The sequence below is a fragment of the Bradyrhizobium lablabi genome, assembly GCF_900141755.1.
Lineage (GTDB): Bacteria > Pseudomonadota > Alphaproteobacteria > Rhizobiales > Xanthobacteraceae > Bradyrhizobium > Bradyrhizobium lablabi_A.
Window position 1 is genome coordinate 1,354,568 of the sequence record NZ_LT670844.1, and the last position, 22,025, is coordinate 1,376,592.

Here is a 22,025-nt window from a genome sequence, read left to right on the forward strand (position 1 = left end):
TACCTCTAGGCACTTACCTTGGCATGACCGCCGAGATAGGCGGCGGCGATGGCTTCATTGCCCCACAACTCGTCCGGCTTGCCGCCCAGCACGATGCGCCCGGTTTCCAGCACGTAGCCGTGGTCGGCCACCGAAAGTCCCATGCGCGCGTTTTGCTCGACAAGCAAGACCGTGGTGTTGCGCCTGATTTCCGAGATGATCCGGAACACCGCCTGCACGATCACAGGCGCAAGGCCCAACGAAGGCTCGTCGAGCAGCAGCAGGCGAGGTTTGGCCATCAGCCCGCGGGCGACGGCGACCATCTGCAATTGACCACCCGACAAGGTCCAGCCGAGCGCGTTGGAGAATGCGCGGATGTCCGGAAACAGGTCGAACATGGCGTCGGCCTCGCGAGATAGTTCAGCTTTCCCGGCCCGTCGGTTCGACCCGCCGAGCATGATGTTTTCCTTCACCGAGAGCCCGGGAAACACCCGCCGCCCCTCCGGCACGTGCGAAATGCCGAGCCGGACAATCGCCTCCGGCCCAAGGCCCGCGATCGATCTGCCGTCGAACAGGATTTCGCCGGCGGCCGGTTTTGCGAGCCCCGAGATCGCCCGCAGCGTGGTCGATTTGCCGGCGCCGTTGGCACCTAACAGCGTGACTACCTGGCCCTCATCGACGCTGAGCGAGACGCCGCGCAGCGCTTCGATCTCGCCATAGAGCACGATCAGATCGTTGATTTCGAGCAGCGGCATCATTCGGTTCCGAGATAGGCGGAGACGACATCGGGATGGCGCAGCACCGCCATGGATTCGCCGTCGGCGATGCGGCGTCCGAAATTGAGCACGGTGATGTGCTGGGCCGCTTCGGAGACCAACGTCATGTCGTGATCGATGATCAGGATGGTCAGGCCCTGGCCTGCGATGCGCTTGAGCAACTCATGCAGTTCGAGCTTTTCGCTCGAATTCAGCCCGGCCGCGGGTTCGTCGAGCAATAGCAAGGTCGGATTGGCGGCGAGCGCGCGCGCGATCTCGATCAGGCGCTGATGGCCATAGGAAAAGCTCGAGATCAGTTCGTTGGCGCGGGCCCCCAAGCCCACAAAGGTCAGCGCTTCCATCGCACGCTCGGTCAGAGCGTCGTCGCCGCCCGCGCCGATCAGCGGATTGCCGGGCCGCTCGGCGCCGATCTCGACGTTCTCCAGCGCCGTCATCGAGCGGAACAGGCGGATATTCTGGAACGTGCGCCCGAGGCCTGCCGCGGTGCGCTGATGCGGCGGCATGTTGGTGATGTCGGTGCCATCGAGCAGGATCTTGCCCGATGTCGCCTTGTAGAGGCCGGAGAGCACGTTCAGCGTCGTGGTCTTGCCGGAGCCGTTCGGCCCGATCAGCGCGTGCACGCCGCCGCGCCTGACCGCGATATCGACGCCATCGACGGCCTTCAGTCCGCCGAAGTATTTTGAAAGGCCTTTGACGTCGAGGACGATGTCGCCGCCGACGGTCGCGGGCTTTAGCTGCAGGGTTGCAGCCGCAGCCTTCGTCTTGGTCGCGCTGCGCCAGCGCTCGGTGGCAAAATTGAAAAATCCCCAGATGCCGTCAGGCATGTAACGGATGATCAGGATAACCGACAATCCGTAGATCGCAAGATAAAGCCCGGGAACGCTTTTGAGAAACCGCAGCCATTCCGGGATCAGGATCAGCAAGCCCGTGCCGATCGCCGATCCGATCGGCGAGGCGACGCCGCCGAGCAAGGACATCGTCAGGAACACCACCGACTCGGCGAACGAGAACTGGTCAGGGCTGACATAGGCGAACCCGCCGGCGAACAATCCGCCGGCCAATCCGCCGAGCACGGCGCTGAGCGCAAAGGCGGATACCTTGGTGCGGAACACGTCGATGCCGACGACGCCTGCGGCAAGCTCGTTGTCGCGCACCGCGCGCATGGCGCGTCCGAGCCGCGTGTCCGACAGGTGCCAGACGATATAGCCGACCAGCGCCAGCATGGCGACGCAGAACGCCAGATACGATTGCGCCGATTGAAACAGCGCGGGACGGCCGATATTCGATACGCCGTCCGGGCCATGGGTGAGCCAGATGGTGTTGATCATGACCAGCGTCACGATCTGCTGGAACGAGATTGTCACCATGGCGAGATAATGCCCGCCTAGCCGCAGCGTCGACATGCCCAGTAGCGCGCCGGCCAGCAGCGCGACGATGCAGCCGCCGACCAGACACAGCCAATAGCTGAGATGGTAGTCGGCAGTGCCTAGGCCTACCGCATAGGCGCCAAGGCCGAAAAACGCCGCCTGCGCCAGGTTGATCTGCCCGCACAGGCCGAGCACGACGGAGAGACCGAACACCGCGATCGCAAACGTCGTCGCTTCCATCAGGATGTTGAGGATGTAGCCGTCGAACCGCATGGTCGCGGCGAGCGCGACCGCGATCGCGGCGCCGACAAAATACGGCAGATGGCGCAGCAGCAGCGGTTTTCCGCGCGGCACGGCGGCTGCGATCGGCATGTTGTCGCTGGGGGCGCTCATGCTTTCTCCGCGACGCGTTCGCCGAAAATGCCCTGCGGCCGGAACACCAGAAACAGCACCAGCACCAGGAAGGCAAAACCGTCCTTGTAGGGCACTGAAATATAGGCCGCGCCAAAGGTTTCGATGATGCCGAGCGCCAGTCCACCGATGATCGCGCCGGCGACGTCGCCGAAGCCGCCGATGATGGTGGCGGCAAACGCCTTCAGCGCGATGGTCGATCCCATCTGGATCGAGACGAACAGCACCGGCGCCACCAGGATGCCGGCGAGGCCGCCGAGCACGGCCGAATAGATGAAGGTGATCATGATCATGGTGGAGACGGAAATCCCGAGCAGCGAGGCCATCTCCTTGTCCTGCGAGGTCGCCTGCAATTTCTTGCCCAACATCGTGTGCTCGAAGAACCAGTAATTGAAGATCACCAGCACGACCGTGACCGCGATGATCAGTAAGTATTGGCTGTCGAGATAGACCGGCCCGAGCTGGATGCCCGGGGTCTCGAACCACCCTTCCAGCACCTGCGGCTGCGGGCCATAGATCGCGAGCACGGAATTGGCCATCAAAATCGACGCGCCGATGGTCGCGATGATGACCGGCAAGAACGTGCGATGGCGCAGCGGATAGTAAACCCCGAGATTGAAGATCGCGCCGAGCAGCGCCATGCCGGCCAGCGCCAATAGGAACGACAGCCAGTACGGCCAGCCGAGATCGACGGCGAACACCACCATCAGATACGCCGCGACCATCGAGAATTCGCCTTGGGCAAAATTCACCACATTGGTGGCGCGGAAGATCAGCACGAAACCGAGCGCGACCAGCGCATAGACCGCGCCGATGCCGATACCCGTGAACAACAATTGCAGCGCTAGATCCATGGAAACGCCCGGTCAGGAGAAAGTTTTGGACCTCGTTTGGCGAGGGCTTGGGCTGCCGTGGTGCGACGGCAACGCGAAGCGCCGCTGATCGAAAGCACGCAGGCCCCCTTCGCTTGAAGGGAGCCTGCGAAAGCGATCAATCGTTGAAGTCGATGTGCTTGTCGTAGACGATCGTGCCCTTTTCGTTTCGCACGACATTGTAGCCGTGAAGACCATCGCCGTTCGCATCGAAATTATACTCGCCTTCGGCACCGGGGGTCTTCTTGATGGCAAGCAGCGCCTCGCGGATCTTTGTGGGCTCGGTCGAGCCGGCCTTGTTGATCGCCGCCGACAGGATGGTGATGGCGTCATACGGCCAGGCGCTCTGGTTGTCCGGCGCGGTTTTATAAGCTTCGCGATAGGCCTTGCCGAACGCCTTCGATGCGTCGCTGGAATCTTCCGCATAGTCCGCAACGCCATAGGTGCCGAACAGCGCCGGACCCGCGAGCTTGGTCGATGAAACCGCGACCACCGAGGGCGATCCCACCCAGGGAATGGTGACGCCGAGCTGGCGCAATTGGCGGGCGAAAATGCCGAGGTCGTTCTCGAAGGTGAAGTAAGTACCGAGAATGTCGGCGCCGGATTGTTTCACCGCGAGCACGACCGGCGTAAAATCCTGGCTCTGGTTGGCATAGCCCTGATCGAGCACGGCCGGGTTGCCGAGCTTTTCCAGCGCCGAGGCGAGTGCCTTGCCGCCCGCGGTGCCGAAGGCGTCGGTCGAATGCACGATCGCCCATTTCTTTTTGCCCAGCGTGTTGACGCCGTAATCGGCGATGACGCGGCCGGAATAGCTGTCATTGGGGCGGAACCGAAACAGCCATTGATTGCCCATATGCGTCAGCGTCGGATCGGTGCCGCCGATCATCACCGGCTTGCCGAGTTTCAAGACGTCCGGCGCCATCGCATGGACCTGGGTCGAACGGATCGAGCCGAGGAAGCCGACGATGTCGTCCTGCGCCGCCAGCTTCGAGAACGCCAGCACGATGCCGGGATTGGTGGTCTGATCGTCCTCGATCACGAGCTCGACTTGCTTGCCGAGCACGCCACCCGCCTTGTTGACCGCCGCGAGCGCCAGCTTGGCGCCGTTCTGCGCCCACAATCCCTGCTCGGCGGCGGGGCCGGTCACCGGCACGCACATCCCGATCTTGATGGTCGCGGCTTGCGCGCGGGCGCTGCCGATCACGTAAGGTGCGGTGATACCAACGGCCAAGCCTGCTGTGAACTCGCGTCTCGAAAACTTCATCCATTCCTCCCTGAGGCCGGGCTTGTCCTGCCGGCCTTTCTTGAGTGCGTATCTACGGGCTCTCTTGCCCGGAGTAAATTGATATCGAGAGGATTTCATCTCGTGGGTGAACTTGTCGCAAAGTACGGCTCCACAGAAGATTAACGCCTGTGCACCGCGCCTATTCCATCGTTTCACTGTGGGCTTTTTCGATGCTCAAACAGTATGCAGCGGGGGAGCTATGCGCCCTTCTCCGCATCAGCATGCAAATTTGCGCTCACTCGGATTCGGCGGTTTCGGCACTTGCCTCGCCAAAGACCTTCATCCCGGACAGGCTGCGCTCAAGCGCGTGCAGCATGTCCTGCAACTCGGCGAGTTTGCGCGCGCCGTAGCGGCGGGTGATATCGGCGTAGATCGCCTCCGACGACGGCGCGACCGCCTTGATCAGTTTTAGGCCCTTGGCGGAGATTGACAGCACGCCGCGGCGCAGATCGGCCTTTACCGCGCGCCGTTCGATCAAATGACGCGCCTCGAGGTCGCGCAGGATTCGGGACAGGCTTGGGCCCAACAGGAAGGCGACGCGCGCGAGTTCGGTGACTTCAATGGTGTCGACGGACGCAAGCGCCCGCAAAATCCGCCATTGCTGTTCGGTCAAGCCGTGGTCGCGCAGCGAGGCACGGAAATGCCGCATCACCGCCTCGCGAGCGCGCAGCAGCGACATCGGCAGCGAGCGGGAGAATTCGCGCATCGGCACGCGCCGGGTTTTTGTTCCCTTAGCCACCGGGGCGCCGGGACGCTTGGGCGACCTCTTCCGCGCCATAATCAATTGTCCGCATTGTCAGGGGTTTGCACTGCAGCAAGTCCAATTCGATTTGATCCGATACATTTAACATGTTAATTAGATTTCCGCGAACTCCCTTTTTTGCCCGCAATCGGCTGACCCAGCATGGCCCTGACCCAAGACGATATCCGTCTCGCCGCAAGGCGGCTGCATCAGGCGGAAAAGACGAAGCAGCAGATCCGGCAGCTGTCGCTCGAATTTCCCGCCATCACCATTGAAGATTCCTACGCGATCCAGAAGGCCTGGATCGGGATCAAGGTCGCCGAGGGCCGTGCCGTCAAAGGCCACAAGATCGGGCTGACCTCGAAGGCGATGCAGAGCGCTCTCGGGATCGACGAGCCGGATTCCGGCATCCTGCTCGACGATATGTTCTTCGCCGATGGCGGCCTCGTGCCATCGGACCGCTTTATCGGCACGCGCGTGGAAGCGGAACTGGCGTTCATCATGAAAGAGCGGCTTAAGGGACCGCACTGCACGATGTTCGACGTGCTCAACGCGACGGATTTCGTGGTGCCGGCGCTGGAAATCCTCGACACCCGTATCCAGCGGGTCGATCCCCAGACAAAATCGACGCGAAAAATCTTCGATACGATTGCCGACAACGCGGCGAACGCTGGTATCGTGCTCGGCGGCCGCCCGCTGCGTCCGCTCGATGCCGACCTGCGCTGGATCGGCGCCTTGTGCTATCGCAACGGGCAATTGGAAGAGACGGGTCTCGCCGCCGGCGTGCTCAACCATCCCGCGACCAGCGTCGCCTGGCTCGCCAACAAGGTCGCAGCCCAGGGGCTTGCGCTGGAGAAGGGTCAGGTGGTGCTGGCCGGATCGTTCATCCGCCCGATCGAGACCCGCAAAGGCGACACGATCCAGGCCGATTATGGCCCGTACGGGTCGGTCAGTTGTTATTTCGCCTGATGTCGACGCCGCACAAGGGAGTGATCTGACATGCCGCATTTCACCATCGAATATTCAGCCAATCTCGATGACCGCGTCGACATGGCAAAAGTCGTCGAGATCGTCCGCAAGGCCGCGGTGGAAACCGGAATCTTCCCGCTCGGCGGCATTCGTGTCCGCGCCATTCGTTGTGAACATTATGCGATCGCCGACGGCAGGGCGCAGCACGGCTTTCTCGACATGGTGCTGCGGCTCGGCGAAGGCCGCGATCTCGCCACCCGCAAGAAAGCCGGCGAGCATATTTTCGAGGCGCTGTCGGACCACCTCGATCCGGTGTTTGCGGCAAGCAAGTTTGCGCTGTCGTTCGACATGCAGATCAACGACAAGGAAACCAGCTGGAAGCGCAACAACATCCACGAAGCTTTGAAAGCGGAGGCGGCGCATGGATAAAGTCACGCCGAAGGATCTGTTTCAGGCCAATCGCGATCGCGCCGCGCCGCTGCTCAAGCAACTCCGGGCCGACGGCATCGGGCACATGATCGACGGCAAGGTGGTGGCGTCGATCTCGGGCGAAACATTTGAAACAAAATCCCCTGTCGACGACGCGGTACTGGCGACGGTCGCGCGCGGCAACGCGGAGGATATCGACCGCGCCGCGACCGCTGCCGCCCTCGCCTTCAAAGCCTGGCGCGACATGCCGGCGACGATGCGGAAGAAACTGCTGCATCGGGTCGCCGACGCGATCGAGGACCGCGCCGACGATATCGCCGTGCTGGAATGCATCGACACCGGACAGGCTCACCGCTTCATGGCGAAGGCCGCGATCCGGGCTGCGGAAAACTTTCGCTTCTTCGCCGACAAATGCGCCGAGGCGCGCGACGGTTTTAATATGCCGAGCGAGGAACACTGGAATGTCTCCACAAGGGTGCCGATCGGCCCGGTCGGCGTGATCACGCCCTGGAATACGCCGTTCATGCTCTCGACCTGGAAGATCGCCCCCGCGCTCGCCGCCGGCTGCACGGTCGTGCACAAGCCGGCGGAATGGTCGCCGGTGACGGCTGACCTGCTGGCAAAACTGGTAAAGCAGGCCGGCGTGCCCGACGGCGTGCTCAACACCGTGCACGGCATCGGCGAAGAGGCCGGTAAGGCGTTGACCGAGCATCCCGCGATCAAGGCGATTGGTTTCGTCGGCGAAAGTTCGACTGGCTCAGCCATCATGGCGCAGGGCGCGCCGACCCTAAAACGCGTGCATTTTGAGCTTGGCGGCAAGAACCCGGTGATCGTGTTCGACGATGCGGATTTGGACCGCGCGCTCGATGCTGTCGTGTTCATGATCTACTCCCTCAATGGCGAGCGCTGCACCTCATCGAGCCGGCTGTTGGTCCAGCAAGACATCGCGGAAAAATTCGTCGAAAAGCTCACCGCGCGGGTGAAAGCGCTAAAGGTCGGACATCCGCTCGATCCCGCGACCGAAATCGGGCCGCTCATTCATGAGCGGCATCTGGCAAAAGTCTGCAGCTATTTCGACGTGGCGCGAAAGGATGGCGCGGTCATCGCGGTCGGCGGCAAGGTGCATGAAGGCCCCGGCGGCGGGCATTATGTGCAACCGACGCTGGTCACCGGCGCGCACGCCAAAATGCGCATCGCGCAGGAGGAAGTGTTCGGCCCGTTCCTCACCGTGATCCCGTTCCGCGACGAGAGCGACGCGATCGAGATCGCCAACGCCGTGCAGTATGGCCTCACCGGCTATGTCTGGACCGCGGACATGGGCCGCGCGTTGCGGGTCGCAGACGCGCTGGAGGCCGGCATGATCTGGCTGAATTCCGAAAACGTCCGGCATCTGCCGACGCCCTTCGGCGGCATGAAATCGTCCGGCATCGGCCGCGACGGTGGCGATTATTCGTTCGACTTCTACATGGAAACCAAGCACGTCTCGCTGGCGCGGGGCACCCACAAGATTCAGAGACTGGGAACACCCTCATCCTGAGGAGCGCGCCCTTCGCGCGCGTCTCGAAGGATGGGCCACGGGCCTCATGGTTCGAGACGGCGCAAGAGCGCCTCCTCACCACGAGGACAGACAGGGAAACAGCATGCCCGTTCCGCAACACATCTTCGACCCACCGTTCAACATCATCCGCTGCAGCCACGCGGTGCTCGACGTGGTTGACCTCAATGCCAGCCGCGAGTTTTACGAAAACACGGTCGGCCTCCATGTCGAGGATCGCGACGACAAAGCGGTCTATCTCCGCGGCAGCGAGGAGCATCAGCATCATTCGCTGGTGCTGCGCAAGGCTGAGAGCGCCGCCTGCAATCGCCTCGGCTTCAAGGTCGGGAACGAAAACGATCTCGACAAGGCGGCTTCCTTCCTGTCGGAAAACGGAATCTCCTACGCATTCGCCGAGCAGCCGTTCCAGGGCCGCACGCTGCAGTTCGCCGACCCCTTCGGCTTTCAGGTCGAGCTCTATGCTTCGATGGAGAAGCGCCCGCATCTGTTGCGACGCTACGATCTCTACAAGGGCTGCCATCCGCAACGGCTCGACCATTTTAACGTGTTCGCGGCCGAGGTTCAGGACACCGTCGATTTCTACGCGCGGCTCGGTTTCCGGCTGACCGAATATGCCGAGGAAGACGGGCCGAACGGACGCATCGCAGCCGCCTGGATGCATCGCAAGGGCAACGTGCACGATTTTGCCATCACCAACGGCAAAGGCCCACGCCTGCACCATTTTGCTTATTGGGTGCCGACCGCCATGAACATCCTTCATCTCTGCGACGTCATGGCGTCCAGCGGCTTCCTGAAGAACATCGAGCGCGGTCCCGGCCGCCACGGCATCTCCAATGCATTCTTCCTTTACATCCGCGATCCCGACGGCCATCGGATGGAGCTCTACACCAGCGATTATTTTACCATGGACCATGATCACGAGCCGCTGCGCTGGTCGTTGAAGGACCCGCGGCGGCAGACGCTATGGGGCGCGCCCGCGCCGCGCTCTTGGTTCGAGCAGGGCTCGCCGTTTACGGGTCAGGCCGTCCGCGAGCCGCTGTTTGTCGCCGACGTGACGATTGCTGACTAAAGTATCGGACACCAGATGACCCCTCCCCGCCTTGCCACCTACTCCGTTGACAGAATGACAAAGTACGGCGCCGTGGTCGATGGCGGCATCGTCGATCTCTCCGCGCGCTTTGCCAAAGACTTTCCGACGCTGCGTGAGGCGATTGCCGCCGGCGCGCTGATGAGATTAGCCGAGGATGCCGCGCGGCGATCCCCGGACCACGCGCTCGACACGATCACCTGGCTGCCGCCAGTCCCCGCGCCGGAAAAAATCATCTGCATCGGCGTCAATTATCCCGATCGCAATGCCGAGTATAAAGACGGCCAGGACGCGCCGAAATTTCCGAGCATGTTCATGCGCACGCCACGTTCGTTCGTCGGCCACTTGACGCCGCTGGTGCGCCCGCGCGCGTCGTCGCAGCTCGATTACGAGGGCGAACTGGTTCTCGTCATCGGCAAGGCCGGCCGGCATATCCCGGAGAGCACAGCGCTGGATCACATCGCTGCCGTCACGCTGTGCAACGAAGGCACCATCCGCGACTGGGTCCGGCATGCGAAATTCAATGTGACGCAGGGCAAGAATTTTGACTCGGCCGGCAGTCTCGGCCCATGGATTGTGCCCTATACCAGCGAGTCACAAATTGCCGACATCCGGCTGACGACGCGGGTCAATGGTGAGGCGCGGCAGGACGACCGCACCGGGCGATTGATCTTCGGCTTTCGGTACCTGATCCACTATATCTCGACCTTCACGACGCTGGTGCCCGGCGACGTCATCGTCACGGGAACGCCGACCGGCGCCGGCGCACGGTTCGATCCGCCCCGTTATCTAAAACCCGGCGATGTCGTCGAGGTCGAGGCGGAAAATATCGGCGTGCTGCGCAACGGCGTGATCGACGAAGTTTTGTGAATCTATTCGCGAGCGATTGGAAGATGCAATGAGTTCAGCTACCGGCGGCGAAGCGATCGTCAGCGGCCTTGTCGCGCATGGCGTCGATACCGTGTTTGGGCTACCCGGTGCGCAGATCTACGGCCTGTTCGACGCGTTTCAGCAGGCGCAGCTGAGAGTGATCGGCGCCCGCCACGAGCAGGCCTGCGGCTACATGGCCTATGGCTATGCGCGATCGAGCGGAAGACCCGGCGTGTTCAGTGTGGTGCCCGGCCCCGGCGTGCTCAACGCGGGCGCTGCGCTACTCACCGCATTCGGCTCGAACGAGCCGGTGCTGTGCCTGACCGGACAGGTGCCGACGGCCTTCCTCGGTAAAGGCCGCGGCCATCTGCACGAGATGCCGGACCAGCTCGCGACGCTGCGCACCTTCGTCAAATGGGCCGAGCGCATCGAATATCCCGACATCGCGCCGGGGCTGGTTTCCCGCGCATTCCAGGAAATGCTGTCGGGCCGGCGCGGGCCGGTGGCACTCGAAATGCCGTGGGACGTGTTCACGCAGCGCGCCGACATCGGCCCGGCAAAGCCGTTCGAGCCGTTGCCGGCGCCGCAACCCGATCGCGAGCGCATCAAGGCCGCCGCGGCGCTGATCGCCGGCAGCAAGACGCCGATGATCTTTGTCGGCAGCGGCGCCATTCACGCCCGCGAGGAAATCCTCGAACTTGCGGAGATGATCGACGCGCCGGTGGTGGCGTTCCGCAGCGGGCGCGGCATCGTCAGTAACGCGCATGAACTGGGACTGACGATGGCGGCGGCATACAGACTGTGGCCGCAGACCGACCTGATGATCGGGATCGGCACGCGCATGGAATTGCCCGCCTCGTCGTTCCGATGGCCGTTTCAGCCAAGCGGCCTGAAATCCATTCGTATCGATATTGATCCGGCGGAAATGCGCCGGCTGACGCCTGACGCCGCCGTGGTCGCCGATGCGCGGGCCGGCACCAGCGAATTGCTCGCCGCGGTCAGAAGGGCCGGCTACACCAAAACGCGCGGCCGCCGCGCCGCGATCCGCGAGGCTTCGGCGGCGGCGCTGCAAGAGATTCAGAAAATTCAGCCGCAGATGGCGTACCTGAACATTCTGCGCGAAGTGTTGCCGGATAACGCGATCGTCACCGACGAGCTGTCGCAGGTCGGATTTGCGTCATGGTACGGCTTTCCGATCTTTGAGCCGCGCACGTTTATCACCTCGGGCTATCAGGGCACGCTCGGTTCGGGCTTTCCCACTGCGCTCGGCGCCAAAGTGGCAAATCCGGATCGGCCGGTGGTGGCGATCACGGGCGACGGTGGCTTCATGTTCGGCGTGCAGGAGCTTGCCACCGCCGTGCAGTTCAACATCGGCGTGGTCACGCTGGTGTTCAACAACAACGCCTACGGCAATGTGCGGCGCGACCAGCGCGAGCGTTTTGATGGCCGCGTGGTGGCGTCCGATTTGGTCAATCCGGATTTTGTGAAACTCGCGGAATCCTTCGGGGTCGGCGCTGCGCGCGTGACCTCGCCGGAAAACTTCCGCCCGGCGCTGGAAAAGGCGCTGGCGGATGGCGGGCCCTATTTGATATCAATCGAAATTCCCAAGGATTCGGAAGTCAGCCCGTGGGCGTTCATCCATCCGGCGAAACCGTAGGCGCCTCGAAATGGTGGCGCGCCGCGCTCTGCTGCACCCGCGACGCTGCGATCACCAGCAGACCAGCGCCGGCGACCGACCAGCATGCCACTGGCGCCCAGTGCAACAGCGGCGTGTATTCGGGAAGCTTTTGCAAGCCCCCCGCCACCGCCGCCATCCGCGCGAACGTCCCAAGCGCCAGCGCTGAAAATACCAGGCCCACCACCTTGCCTTCGGCGCCAGAGTCGCCGATTGCGAGCGCCGCCGAGATCGCACTCATCAGCATGCAACCCCAGGCCGCGCCCGCGACGAATTGGGCAATGATCAGCGTATTGAGGTTTCCGGCGAACTCCGCCCCGAGCACGGCCAGCGCGCCGAGCAGGCCGGCGGCGCCCATCACGATCAACCCGCCGCGATGTCTTGTCACGACGCTGGCCGGAAACATCGCGATATTGAAACCGATCCAGAACACCGGCATCAGCCATTGCAGGTCGTCCGGCTTTGCGAAACGCAAATAGAATGGCGCGCTGTTGATGCTGAAATGCAGTTGATAGCCGAGCGCCAGAACGACCATCGAAACAATGAAGATCATCGGCACCTTGCCGAGCGGCTTTGCAGCCGCGGCCGCCTTGTTCGCGGACGAAGCCTCGTCGGCAAGATCATGCTCGACCTTGGACAACGCCAACGCCGTAACCAACAGCACCGCGCTCGAGATCACAAAGGGCAGCCGCGCGTCATGTTTGACCAGGACCACGCCGAGATAGGGCGACACCGCGCCGGCCAGGCCGTAGCCGAGCATTGCCAGCGCCGACAAAAATGGGATGTGTGGTTTGGCGCGATGCTTGGCAAGCAAGGTCAGCGGCGGGGCGCGCAACGCGGACGACGTGATGGCCCAGATCACGATCAAGACGATGAACCATAATTGCGCGCGCGGCCCGGTGCCGGCCACGAACGGCAGCGCGAGAAAGGCCGCGCAGGAAAGCGCCGTCAACGCGCCGACGAACACGCCGAGCCGGCCGACGACCGCAGAAATCTTGTCGGCGGCGATCCCCATCGCGGTGTCGGTGATGGTGAAGATCGCCTGATCCATCATCAGGATGAGAATGACAGCCGCCGGCGCGATCCCCACCTCGGCGGCAAGTTTTGGCAGGTAGATGACGTAAGTGGTCCAGCCCAGCGTGAACACGAGCTGCAGGATGCCGAGATAGACGCCGGTTCGATTGACGCCGGCGTCGGTGGTTTCGGCTGGCGTATCGCTCATGTCGGCCCTCGGCGCCGCGAGCATAACCAGACGACGCTTTGATGGGAAGCCGCGACTACCGCGCTTTCCGAAACGTGAGATTGATGCGCTGCCGTCCGAGCAAGGCGTGCTCGCCGTCCGCCAACGGCGCGACGCCGTGAAAGACCAGCCGCGCCGGCCCGCCCCACGCCACGATGTCGCCATGCTTTAGGGGAAACCGCCGTGGCTTGTCGCTGCGCTTCAATCCGCCCCACAAAAAGATCGCGGGCAGCCCCAGCGACACCGAAACGATCGGCGCGCCGAAATCGAGTTCGTCCTTGTCCTGATGCAGCGACATTTTTGCGCCGGGTTGGTAGCGGTTGATCAGGCAGGCGTCCGGCGCAAAATCGTTGAAGCCCGCCTGTGCCGCCGCCTGCGCGGCGAGCCGGAAAAACGAGGATGGCATCGCCGGCCATGGTTTTGCGCTTTCCGGATCGTTACTGTCGTAGCGATAACCGGAGCGATCGGTGACCCAGCCGGCGCTGCCGCAATTTGTCATCGCCACCGACATCTGGTGGCCGCCCGGCGTCACCATGTGACGAAACGGCGCCTGCGCGACGATTGCGTGCAAGTCGGCGATCAACTCGGCTTCGAACGGCCGCGCAAACCCGCGCAGCAGCACGGCGCCCTCGGCTATCGCTTCCTGCGAGGGTTTTGTGTCGGCGGTGCTTTCAAACAAATCCGCAGTCAACGGGCCCGCGCTCACTTCGCATCATGAAAAATCACGCCGACGGTATGGCGGTGGCCGGAGCGGATCCGGCTCACGCCATGACGCAGATTAACGCGATAGACCCCGCGTGTCCCCTGCACAGGACGGTGATGCACGGCAAAGGCGACCGCATCGCCCTGGCCGAGCGGAACCACCTCGGGCCGCGACTGCATGCGCGGCCGCTGCTCGGTCAGTACAAATTCGCCGCCGGCAAAATCGCGGCCCGGTTCCGACAAGAGAATCGCGACCTGCAGCGGGAACACGTGTTCGCCATAGAGGTCCTGGTGCAGGCAGTTGTAGTCGCCGGCCTCGTATTGCAGCAACAGCGGCGTCGGCCGGGTCTGGCCGGCGGCATGGCAGCGCTTCAGGAAGGCGTCGTGGTTTTGCGGATAGCGGATATCGATGCCCATGGCCTCGTTCCAGCGATTGGCGACATCACGAAGCCGCGCATACAGCGCCGGCCGCAGTTGCGCGATCAGATCGGGCAGCGGATAGGAAAAATATTTGTACTCGCCGCGCCCAAACCCGTGGCGTCCCATCACGATGCGGCTGCGGAAATGGCTGTCGTCGGGATAGAGGGCAGCGAGTGCGTGGCACTCGTCGCGCGAAAGCAAGCTCTTCAGGACCGCGCAGCCCTGCGCGTCGAGCTCGCTCGTTGCTTGCGCCCAGTCGATCGCTTCGACGCGCGCGGCGATGTCGGGTGCGGATGGATGGATGATGTTTTTTGCGGTTGATCTCATGGCCGTGATTTTTGCAAATCGCGCCGGGTTGCGCCACCCGATTTCCGGGCAGAGCACGGGCAGACTCAACCTCTCCCCGTTCTTTTGTACGGGGAGAGGTCGGATCGTTCTTACGATCCGGGTGAGGGGCAAGGCACACTGCTAATCGCTACACCGCATTCACCGGAGAGAGGCCCCTCACCCCAACCCTCTCCCCGCGAAGAGCGGGGCGAGGGAGCGGACTGCCGTCGCAGCCACAGCTAGCACTTAGCCCAACACCGGCAGCACGATCACATCATAGGCGTGGCGGAGGCTGCGTTTCAGCACGGGGTCCTCGAGTTCGAATTCAAATCGGCTCGCCGGGCGGATGCCGCCAATGGCTGCAAAGGTGCCGCCGAACATGGCGTAGCCGTCTGGAAATCCCTTGCCGCCAAAACCGCGATGAATCAGTTCCTCGACCGGCAGCATGGCGTCGAGCGTGCCTTCCTGGTAGAGCACGCGCGCGCCGTCGATCCAGGCATGCGAACGTAGGATCATCTGGTCCCAGTGGGGGGCGACGTCCTCGTATTCCCACAATACCGACGCGATCGGCTTGTCGCACATCTGTTTTGACACGGTGACGCTGTAGGTTTCCACCTTGCGGTCGGTATGGTCGGAGCCGACGCCGACAAAGATGCGGCCCTGCCAGCCGATCAGCACGAATTCGACTTCGCCGCTCGACTCGCTGCCGCAGACTTCGATGCTGTCTTCTGTGGTCAGCCGCCGCGCCGAAACCCGGTAATAGATCGGCGTCGACGCCGGCCGGGCAATCCCGATCGCCTCCAGTTCGGCGATGTGCTTGTCGCGCGCCACCGGATCGCGGCCAGTCCAGCCGGCGATCACGGCATGATCGATCGGCAGCGTCAGCGGCACCGTCGTGTCCTGGCCGTCGATGGTGAATGTCAGATCAAACACGGATGACGCCCTCCATTGCGGCCGCAAGTTCGAAGATGCGCCGATCCGAACCGCCAGATGTCGCGAGCATCAGTCCGACCGGGACATCGCCCTCGCGATGGCAGGGGAGCGAAATTGCGCAGCCGTCGATCATGTTGATCAAGGTGCAATTGCGCAGCGAAAGCAAGTTCGCCTTGGTAAACGCCTTGTCGTCGGCAAGGTCCGCGATCCGTGGCGGCGTATTGGCGGTGGTCGGCATCACCAGCGCGTCATAGGGCGCAAGCCGAGCGGTGGTACGCGCGATCATCGAACGCCGCGTGGCCTGCAAATCGATATAGTCGGCGGCGCTAATGCTTTCCCCGCGCTGGATGCGCAGGTAGACACGGGGATCGTAGACGTCGCCATGGCTGACGATCAGGTAGCGATGCCATGCATAGCTTTCGGCGGCCGCAAAACCACCCTTGGTGTTCATGACGCCGACATCGAGGAATTCCGGCACCTCGATGCGCTCGATCAGCGCACCCCGGCGCGACAGCGTCTCCAGCGCGCGCTCAAACGTCCGCGCCACTTGATCCTCGAGTTCGTCGAGCGCGACCGTGGTCGGCACCGCCAGACGCATGCCTTTGATCGGACGCGGCTGCAGGCGAACGATGGGTTCATCGGCCAGCACGGCATCGAGCACCGCGCAGCAGCCTACCGTGCGCGCCAGCGGCCCAAAGCTGTCGAGCGTGAATGATAGCGGCACGCCACCCTCGAGCGGCACCCGCCGCTGCGTCGGCTTGAAGCCGACAATGCCGTTATAGGCCGCCGGAATCCGGCACGAACCGCCGGTGTCGGTGCCGAGCGCGCCATGCGCCATGAGGTCGACGACCGACACCGCCGCGCCCGAGGACGATCCGCCGGGCACATGGCCGACGCCGCGCTGCCAGGCGCCCTTCGGCGTGCCGTAATGCGGATTGATGCCGATCCCGGAATAGGCGAACTCGGTCATGTTGGTGCGGCCGATCACCACAAAACCGGCACGGCGCAGCCGCGCCACGACGGGCGCGTCGGCTTCCGCCGGAGCTGAATCCTCCAGCGCGCGTGAGCCGGCGCGGGTCACCTGCCCCTTGATGTCGAACAGATCCTTGATCGAGACGGGAATGCCGGCATAGCGCGACGGCGCCGCCTTCACCTCGCGGAGCCGGTCCATCGCCTCCGCCGCCTCGATGGCGGCTTCCGCATCGACATGAATGAAGGCGCGCGCGCCCTCGCCGGATGGGTCTGCGATCCGGGCCAGGCATTCGTCGACCAGCTTGCGGGCGCTGGTGCGGCCGCTCTCGAGATCATCGGCGAGTGAGGCGAGTGTTGGAACGTTCTTCGTCATCATTCTCTCCGTCATGGCCGGGCTTGTCCCGGCCATCCACGTCTTTCTCCATCCTCACGCTACTAAGACGTGGATGCCCGGGACAAGCCCGGGCATGACGACTATCTGGGCTCACCCTCAATCTCCAGATCGAGCAGCGCGGAGCTCAGCGATTTGCCGTGGGCATCGAGCGCCAGCGACCGCGTCACTCCACCGCCCAGCGTTTGGGTCATCACGAAATTCAGCGCTGATATGTTCGGTAGCTCATAGCGGACAACCTCGCCTTCGACAACACCGGCAAAATGCGCTTTGACCCTTGCGCTCGTGACTTGCGCGAGCAGCAGCGGATAATGTTTTGCCTCATAGGCGATCACCGAGATGTTGGAGGTGTTGCCCTTGTCGCCGGTGCGGGAATGGGCGATCTCGCGCAGTTTTGTCACGTCAGCCCCCCACAAACTGGATCGATGGCTTTGCCAGTTCGCGCGGCAGCAGCACCGACGCCACTGCGACGACATCGCGGGCCGATTTGAACGCGCCGCCGCCGGCCGCGGGGCCGTTGGTATAGAGCGTCTCGACCTCGTTGCCGATCCGTACCGCCTCGCGCAGGTTTTCGGTACGGCCGGTGACGCGGATGCGCACCTCATACGGCTCGTTGGCGTGGGCGGAGATTTGCGCGCCGTGCAGGGAATCGACGCCGATCAGGTCGAAGCGCAACTCGCTCGCCGCAACGCCTGTCAGCTTCAGCCGTTCACGAACGATTTCCAGCGCCAATTTTGCGCGCGCGAGCGCGCCGGGGCCGGCATAGGACATCTGCCCCTCGCCGATAAAACTGTCGACATAGCCGACCGAAACCTTCAGCGTCTCCGTGCGTTTTGTCCCGCGCCCGCCGCTGACGCGCACGCGATTTCGCGCAATCTCCGCGACCGCAACTTGCGAAAAATCCGCGACCACATCGGGCTGTAAATACTGTCTGGGATCGTGCACCTCGTAGAGCAGTTGCTCCTTGCAGGTCTGCGCCGTCACCGCGCCGCCGGACCCTTCGACTTTGGTGATGACAAGACTGCCGTCCTCACCGACTTCGCCGATCGGAAAGCCGAGCCGGGCCATGTCGGGAATGTCCTTGAAGCCGGGATCGGCAAAATAGCCGCCGGTGATTTGGCCCGCGCATTCGAGCAAATGCCCCGCGACGGTGCCCTTCCCCAAAAGATTCCAATCATCCATCGCCCAGCCGAAAGCGTGAATCATCGGCGCCAGGAACAGCGCGGGATCTGACGCCCGTCCGGTGATCACTATATCGGCGCCGGCCAAAAACGCTTCCGCCATCGGTTCGGCGCCGAGATACGCATTGGCCGACAACAGCCGGTTGCCAAGCTGCTTTATCGTGCCGTCGAATTCCATGATCGGCAGATCGCGCTCTTTGCAGGCGTCGAGCACGTCGTCGCCGACGATGGCCGCGATCTTCGGCGACGAAAGTCCCATCGACTTCGCGATCTCGGCGGTCTTGCGCGCCGCGGCGACCGGATTGGCCGCGCCCATATTGGTGACGATCTTGATTCCCTTGGCGGCGCAGGCCGGCAGTACCGCGCGCATCCGCTCTTCCAGCAGCGGATCGTAGCCGCTGTCGGGGTTTTTCATCCGCGCCTGCTGCGCCAGTGCGACGGTGCGCTCGCCCAAGCATTCGAACACCAGATACTGGATGTCGCCCCTTTCGGCGAGCTCGACCGCAGGCTCGATGCGATCGCCCGAATAGCCGGCGCCTGATCCGATCCTGATCGTCCGCATCACTTCAGTCCGAAATAGGCGCGCCGCAGCGCTTCGTTGTCGGTCATTTCCGCAACCGTCCCGGAAAAGCGGATGCGCCCGCCTTCCAGTACAAAGACCCGCGTCGCGACTTCGAGGAACCCGATATTCTGCTCCGCGATCAAAAGCGCAAGCCCCCGCCCGCGCAAATCGCTCAGGATTCGGATGACCTCCTTGACGAACAGCGGCGACAGCCCGGCCGACGGCTCATCCATCACCAGAAGCCGTGGCTCGGCAGCAAGCGCTTTTGCGATGCCGAGCATCTTGCGCTGGCCGCCGGAGAGGCTGGACGCCGGCGCGCGGCGTTTTTCGCGCAGCACCGGGAACAGGCCATAGAGCTCCGCGGCGCGGGCGCCGGGGTTGGCATGGCCGAGCGCCTGCGCGCCGACGCGGATGTTCTCCTCGATCGACAGGTCGGGAAAGACCGCGAGTTCGGACATGTAGGTCATGCCGAGCCGCATCCGGTCGCTGGAACGCATCCGCGTCACGTCTTCGCCGCCGAGTGTGATGCTGCCTTGCCGCGCCTCGATCAGGCCGACCAGCGATTTGAGAAACGTCGTCTTGCCGGCGCCGTTGGCCCCCAGCAGCAGCACGGTTTCGCCTGAGCGCACGTCGAGATCGACGCCCCACAATACCTGCATGGTGCCGTAACCGGCGTCGACGCCTTTGGCATGCAGCAGCGGCGCGGCGTCAGGCGGCATGTTCGCCTCCCAAAAACACTTCGATCACTTGCGGCACTTGCACCGCGACCGCGAGCTTGCCCTCAAAAATCTCCTTGCCGGCATTCATGACAATGACGCGGTCGGTGATGTGTTCAATGAATCCCATCAGATGCTCGACGACGATGATCGCTATCCCGGATTGCGCTAAGGCCTTGATGCGTTCGGCGATCCAGTCGAGCTCCGCCGGATTGAGGCCGGCGGCGAGTTCATCGAGCAGCAACAGCCGCGGGCGGGTAGCGAGCGCGCGCACCAGATCGAGCATTTTCTGCTGCGCGTTGTTCAGATCGGCCGCCGGACGGTCGGCGACATCGGTCAATCGATATTCGTCGAGCAGCGCGGCCATGGTCGGCGGCGCCACCGCAGCGCGCCCATAGGCCAGCGCGACCTCGATATTCTGGCGCACCGTCAGCGACAGAAATGGTTTTGGGATTTGAAAAGTGCGGTTGATGCCGCGATGGACCAGTTTGTGTGACGCAACCCCGCCGATCGACGTCCCGTCCAGCACCACCTCGCCGCCATCGGGCGCATAGAGGCCGGAGATCACGTTGATCGCGGTGGTCTTGCCGGAGCCGTTGGGGCCGACGAGTCCCAAAATTTCGCCGGATGCGACATGGAAGCTTAAACCGTCGAGCGCATGAAAACCGCCGAAGCGTTTTACCAGGTTCGTCACCTTGAGAATGGGCGCGGTTTCACGGGACATTCCAACCCCTCCGCGTTGCGAGCGAAACGAGGCCGGCGGGGAGAAACAGCACCAGCCCCATGATCAGCAGCCCGTAGATCAATTGAAAATATTGCGGCGTGGTGAAGCCGATCAGATTGTAGATGCCATAGAGGATGATGACGCCGACGATCGGACCGGTGATCGTGGCGACGCCGCCGAACAGCGCAAACACGATGGCGAAAATACTGAAATCGCCGGAAAAGACGTTGTCGGGATAGAACACCGAGACGTACCAAGCATAGACGCCGCCGGCGAGCCCGGCCACCAGCGCGGACGCCAGCCACGCGATCACACGCATCCTGACCACATTGACGCCAGCCATCGAGGCTGACACCGCATCCTCCCGCACCGCCTGCAGCGCCAGACCGAAGCGCGAGTTCTTCAGGAACACGACGGTTAAAAGCGTCAGCGCCAGCACGACGAGTGCGGCCGTATAAGCCTGCGTCGGATTGAAGGTGCCGGTGAGCGAGACGCCATAGGGCCCGCGCGTGATGTTTTCGAGCGCCGGATTGGCGACGAAGTGCAGCACCGCCAGCGAGGCCGCAAGATTGGCAATCGCAAAATAGGCGCCGGACAGACGCAGCAGCGGCGTCAGCAACAGCCCGAGCGCGACACCGACCAATCCAGCAACGAGCACCGCCACCACCGCGGGCGCCTGATAGTGCATGACAAGGATCGCAAAACCATAGGCGCCGGCGCCGAAGAAGCCGACATAGCCGAACGGCAGATAGCCGGTAAAACCGTAGATGATGTTCACGCCCTGGGCGAGAATGAGGAAGATGACAAAATTGAACAGCAGCAGATGGTTTTGATAGACGCCGGGCAGCACCGCGAAGAGTACGAGCAGCGGCACGGCGATGAACAGCGTGTGTCTCAAAGCGCTAGGCAACGCGCACCCGCCTTCCAAGCAGACCGCTCGGACGGAGCAGCAGGATGAAGATCAACAGCACATAGGGCAAAAGATCGGCCCACGAGCTGAGATAAGTTTGCACCACCATGTAGCAGATGCCGTAGACCACGCCGCCCAGCGCGGTGCCTAAGGGATTGCCGAGCGATCCCAGCACCACGATGGCAAAGGAGGTCACGGTGGCATCGGCGCCGAAGGCCGGCGTCACCGATCCGAACATGAAGGGCGCGAACACGCCGGCGACTGCCGCTAGGCCCAGCCCGACGCCGAAAGCGGCGGCCGAGACGCGATCGACATCGATGCCCGTCGCGAGCGCCTCGTCGCGGCGCGACATCACCGCGCGGGTCAAGGTGCCGAGCCGGGTGCGATAGAGATAGACATATACCAGCGCGATCGCGATCAGGCTGGTGACCGCCGCGATCACCCAGGGCATCGGGAACCCCTGCCCCAATATCTGGACCGGCCCCGCTGCGCCGGGCTTGCCGCCGAACAGTTTTAGTCTGATGGTCGTAAAGACGGTGCCGAGCGCACGGCTCTGGATCGAACGCTCGCTGGTGCCCGCGAAGATCGTGGTGATCGCCTCGATCACCTGCGACAGGCCGAAGAACAGGATGATCGACAGCATTTCCGGGTTCACAGAACCCTGCAGCCGCGGCACCAGCACCCAATAGAGCAGCAGGCCTGCGACGACGAAGATCACGAAGGCGAGCGGCACCGCGAACAAGGGATCAATGCCGGCCAAGGTCACCACGCCGAAGGCGACGAAGGCGCCGAGCATCAGGATATCGCCATGCGCAAGGTTGACGATGCGCATGACGCCGAACACGAGACTGAGACCGATCCCGACCAGGCTGAAATACAAACCGAACAGGACGCCGGCGACGAGCGCGTAAGTCAACATGTCAGCGCCGT

General features: G+C 63.1%; 22 protein-coding genes. 6 read left to right on the forward strand and 16 right to left on the reverse strand.

Features of this window, described 5'->3' with window-relative positions:
* Nucleotides 1–5: 5 nt before the first annotated feature.
* The 5 genes from B5526_RS06505 to hpaR form a co-directional block, all read right to left on the reverse strand.
* Nucleotides 6–734, reverse strand: coding sequence for an ABC transporter ATP-binding protein (locus B5526_RS06505; protein ID WP_079544739.1), 729 nt, complete (start codon nucleotides 732–734; stop codon nucleotides 6–8).
* The gene (locus B5526_RS06510) at nucleotides 734–2,515 is read right to left on the reverse strand and encodes a branched-chain amino acid ABC transporter ATP-binding protein/permease (RefSeq protein WP_079537475.1); all 1,782 of its coding nucleotides are present in this window, start codon (nucleotides 2,513–2,515) and stop codon (nucleotides 734–736) included. Before B5526_RS06510 ends, B5526_RS06505 begins: the two co-directional genes overlap by 1 nt.
* Nucleotides 2,512–3,387 (reverse strand): branched-chain amino acid ABC transporter permease, encoded by an 876-nt coding sequence (locus tag B5526_RS06515; RefSeq protein WP_079537476.1) that lies wholly within the window; start codon nucleotides 3,385–3,387, stop codon nucleotides 2,512–2,514. The genes B5526_RS06510 and B5526_RS06515 overlap by 4 nt, the downstream gene beginning before the upstream one ends.
* A 136-nt stretch (nucleotides 3,388–3,523) precedes the next feature.
* Nucleotides 3,524–4,669: an ABC transporter substrate-binding protein gene (locus B5526_RS06520; RefSeq protein WP_079537477.1), complete on the reverse strand. Its 1,146-nt coding sequence runs from the start codon at nucleotides 4,667–4,669 to the stop codon at nucleotides 3,524–3,526.
* 256 nt (nucleotides 4,670–4,925) lie between these two features.
* Nucleotides 4,926–5,468 (reverse strand): homoprotocatechuate degradation operon regulator HpaR, encoded by a 543-nt coding sequence (gene hpaR, locus B5526_RS06525; protein ID WP_079537478.1) that lies wholly within the window; start codon nucleotides 5,466–5,468, stop codon nucleotides 4,926–4,928.
* A 126-nt stretch (nucleotides 5,469–5,594) separates the two neighbouring features.
* On the opposite strand from hpaR, the gene hpaH reads away from it, so the two are divergent.
* The 6 genes from hpaH to B5526_RS06555 all read left to right on the forward strand — a co-directional run bounded on the left by hpaH (nucleotide 5,595) and on the right by B5526_RS06555 (nucleotide 11,999).
* Nucleotides 5,595–6,401 (forward strand): 2-oxo-hept-4-ene-1,7-dioate hydratase, encoded by an 807-nt coding sequence (hpaH, locus tag B5526_RS06530; RefSeq protein WP_079537479.1) that lies wholly within the window; start codon nucleotides 5,595–5,597, stop codon nucleotides 6,399–6,401.
* A gap of 30 nt (nucleotides 6,402–6,431) precedes the next feature.
* Nucleotides 6,432–6,830: a 5-carboxymethyl-2-hydroxymuconate Delta-isomerase gene (locus tag B5526_RS06535; protein WP_079537480.1), complete on the forward strand. Its 399-nt coding sequence runs from the start codon at nucleotides 6,432–6,434 to the stop codon at nucleotides 6,828–6,830.
* Entirely contained in the window at nucleotides 6,823–8,367 is a 1,545-nt protein-coding gene (gene hpaE, locus B5526_RS06540; protein ID WP_079537481.1) for a 5-carboxymethyl-2-hydroxymuconate semialdehyde dehydrogenase, read from the forward strand. Before B5526_RS06535 ends, hpaE begins: the two co-directional genes overlap by 8 nt.
* A 103-nt stretch (nucleotides 8,368–8,470) precedes the next feature.
* Complete coding sequence (gene hpaD / locus B5526_RS06545; protein WP_079537482.1) at nucleotides 8,471–9,454, forward strand: 3,4-dihydroxyphenylacetate 2,3-dioxygenase; 984 nt, start codon at nucleotides 8,471–8,473, stop codon at nucleotides 9,452–9,454.
* A 15-nt stretch (nucleotides 9,455–9,469) separates the two neighbouring features.
* Nucleotides 9,470–10,342 carry a fumarylacetoacetate hydrolase family protein gene (locus B5526_RS06550; RefSeq protein ID WP_079537483.1) on the forward strand — a complete coding sequence of 291 codons (873 nt, stop codon included), beginning with the start codon at nucleotides 9,470–9,472 and terminating at the stop codon, nucleotides 10,340–10,342.
* 28 nt (nucleotides 10,343–10,370) lie between these two features.
* Entirely contained in the window at nucleotides 10,371–11,999 is a 1,629-nt protein-coding gene (locus B5526_RS06555; protein ID WP_079537484.1) for a thiamine pyrophosphate-dependent enzyme, read from the forward strand.
* Here B5526_RS06555 and B5526_RS06560 read toward each other — a convergent pair.
* The 11 genes from B5526_RS06560 to B5526_RS06610 form a co-directional block, all read right to left on the reverse strand.
* The gene (locus tag B5526_RS06560) at nucleotides 11,977–13,239 is read right to left on the reverse strand and encodes an MFS transporter (RefSeq protein WP_079544740.1); all 1,263 of its coding nucleotides are present in this window, start codon (nucleotides 13,237–13,239) and stop codon (nucleotides 11,977–11,979) included. The genes B5526_RS06555 and B5526_RS06560 overlap by 23 nt on opposite strands.
* Nucleotides 13,240–13,294: 55 nt before the next feature.
* Nucleotides 13,295–13,948 (reverse strand): DNA oxidative demethylase AlkB, encoded by a 654-nt coding sequence (alkB, locus tag B5526_RS06565; RefSeq protein ID WP_079544741.1) that lies wholly within the window; start codon nucleotides 13,946–13,948, stop codon nucleotides 13,295–13,297.
* Between the two features lie 11 nt (nucleotides 13,949–13,959).
* A complete protein-coding gene (locus tag B5526_RS06570) occupies nucleotides 13,960–14,706 on the reverse strand; it encodes a 2OG-Fe(II) oxygenase (protein WP_079537485.1) in 747 nt (248 codons plus the stop codon).
* A 246-nt stretch (nucleotides 14,707–14,952) separates the two neighbouring features.
* Nucleotides 14,953–15,639, reverse strand: coding sequence for a DUF2848 domain-containing protein (locus tag B5526_RS06575; RefSeq protein ID WP_079537486.1), 687 nt, complete (start codon nucleotides 15,637–15,639; stop codon nucleotides 14,953–14,955).
* Entirely contained in the window at nucleotides 15,632–16,984 is a 1,353-nt protein-coding gene (locus tag B5526_RS06580; RefSeq protein ID WP_079544742.1) for an amidase, read from the reverse strand. The genes B5526_RS06575 and B5526_RS06580 overlap by 8 nt, the downstream gene beginning before the upstream one ends.
* 101 nt (nucleotides 16,985–17,085) lie before the next feature.
* Nucleotides 17,086–17,403, reverse strand: coding sequence for an AtuA-related protein (locus B5526_RS06585; RefSeq protein WP_154071172.1), 318 nt, complete (start codon nucleotides 17,401–17,403; stop codon nucleotides 17,086–17,088).
* 1 nt (nucleotide 17,404) lies between these two features.
* Nucleotides 17,405–18,745 carry an acyclic terpene utilization AtuA family protein gene (locus tag B5526_RS06590; protein WP_079537488.1) on the reverse strand — a complete coding sequence of 447 codons (1,341 nt, stop codon included), beginning with the start codon at nucleotides 18,743–18,745 and terminating at the stop codon, nucleotides 17,405–17,407.
* Entirely contained in the window at nucleotides 18,745–19,464 is a 720-nt protein-coding gene (locus tag B5526_RS06595; protein WP_079537489.1) for an ABC transporter ATP-binding protein, read from the reverse strand. The genes B5526_RS06590 and B5526_RS06595 overlap by 1 nt, the downstream gene beginning before the upstream one ends.
* Nucleotides 19,454–20,185: an ABC transporter ATP-binding protein gene (locus tag B5526_RS06600; RefSeq protein WP_079537490.1), complete on the reverse strand. Its 732-nt coding sequence runs from the start codon at nucleotides 20,183–20,185 to the stop codon at nucleotides 19,454–19,456. The genes B5526_RS06595 and B5526_RS06600 overlap by 11 nt, the downstream gene beginning before the upstream one ends.
* Entirely contained in the window at nucleotides 20,175–21,095 is a 921-nt protein-coding gene (locus tag B5526_RS06605; protein WP_079544743.1) for a branched-chain amino acid ABC transporter permease, read from the reverse strand. Before B5526_RS06605 ends, B5526_RS06600 begins: the two co-directional genes overlap by 11 nt.
* Complete coding sequence (locus B5526_RS06610) at nucleotides 21,088–22,014, reverse strand: branched-chain amino acid ABC transporter permease (protein WP_079537491.1); 927 nt, start codon at nucleotides 22,012–22,014, stop codon at nucleotides 21,088–21,090. The genes B5526_RS06605 and B5526_RS06610 overlap by 8 nt, the downstream gene beginning before the upstream one ends.
* Nucleotides 22,015–22,025: the final 11 nt, after the last annotated feature.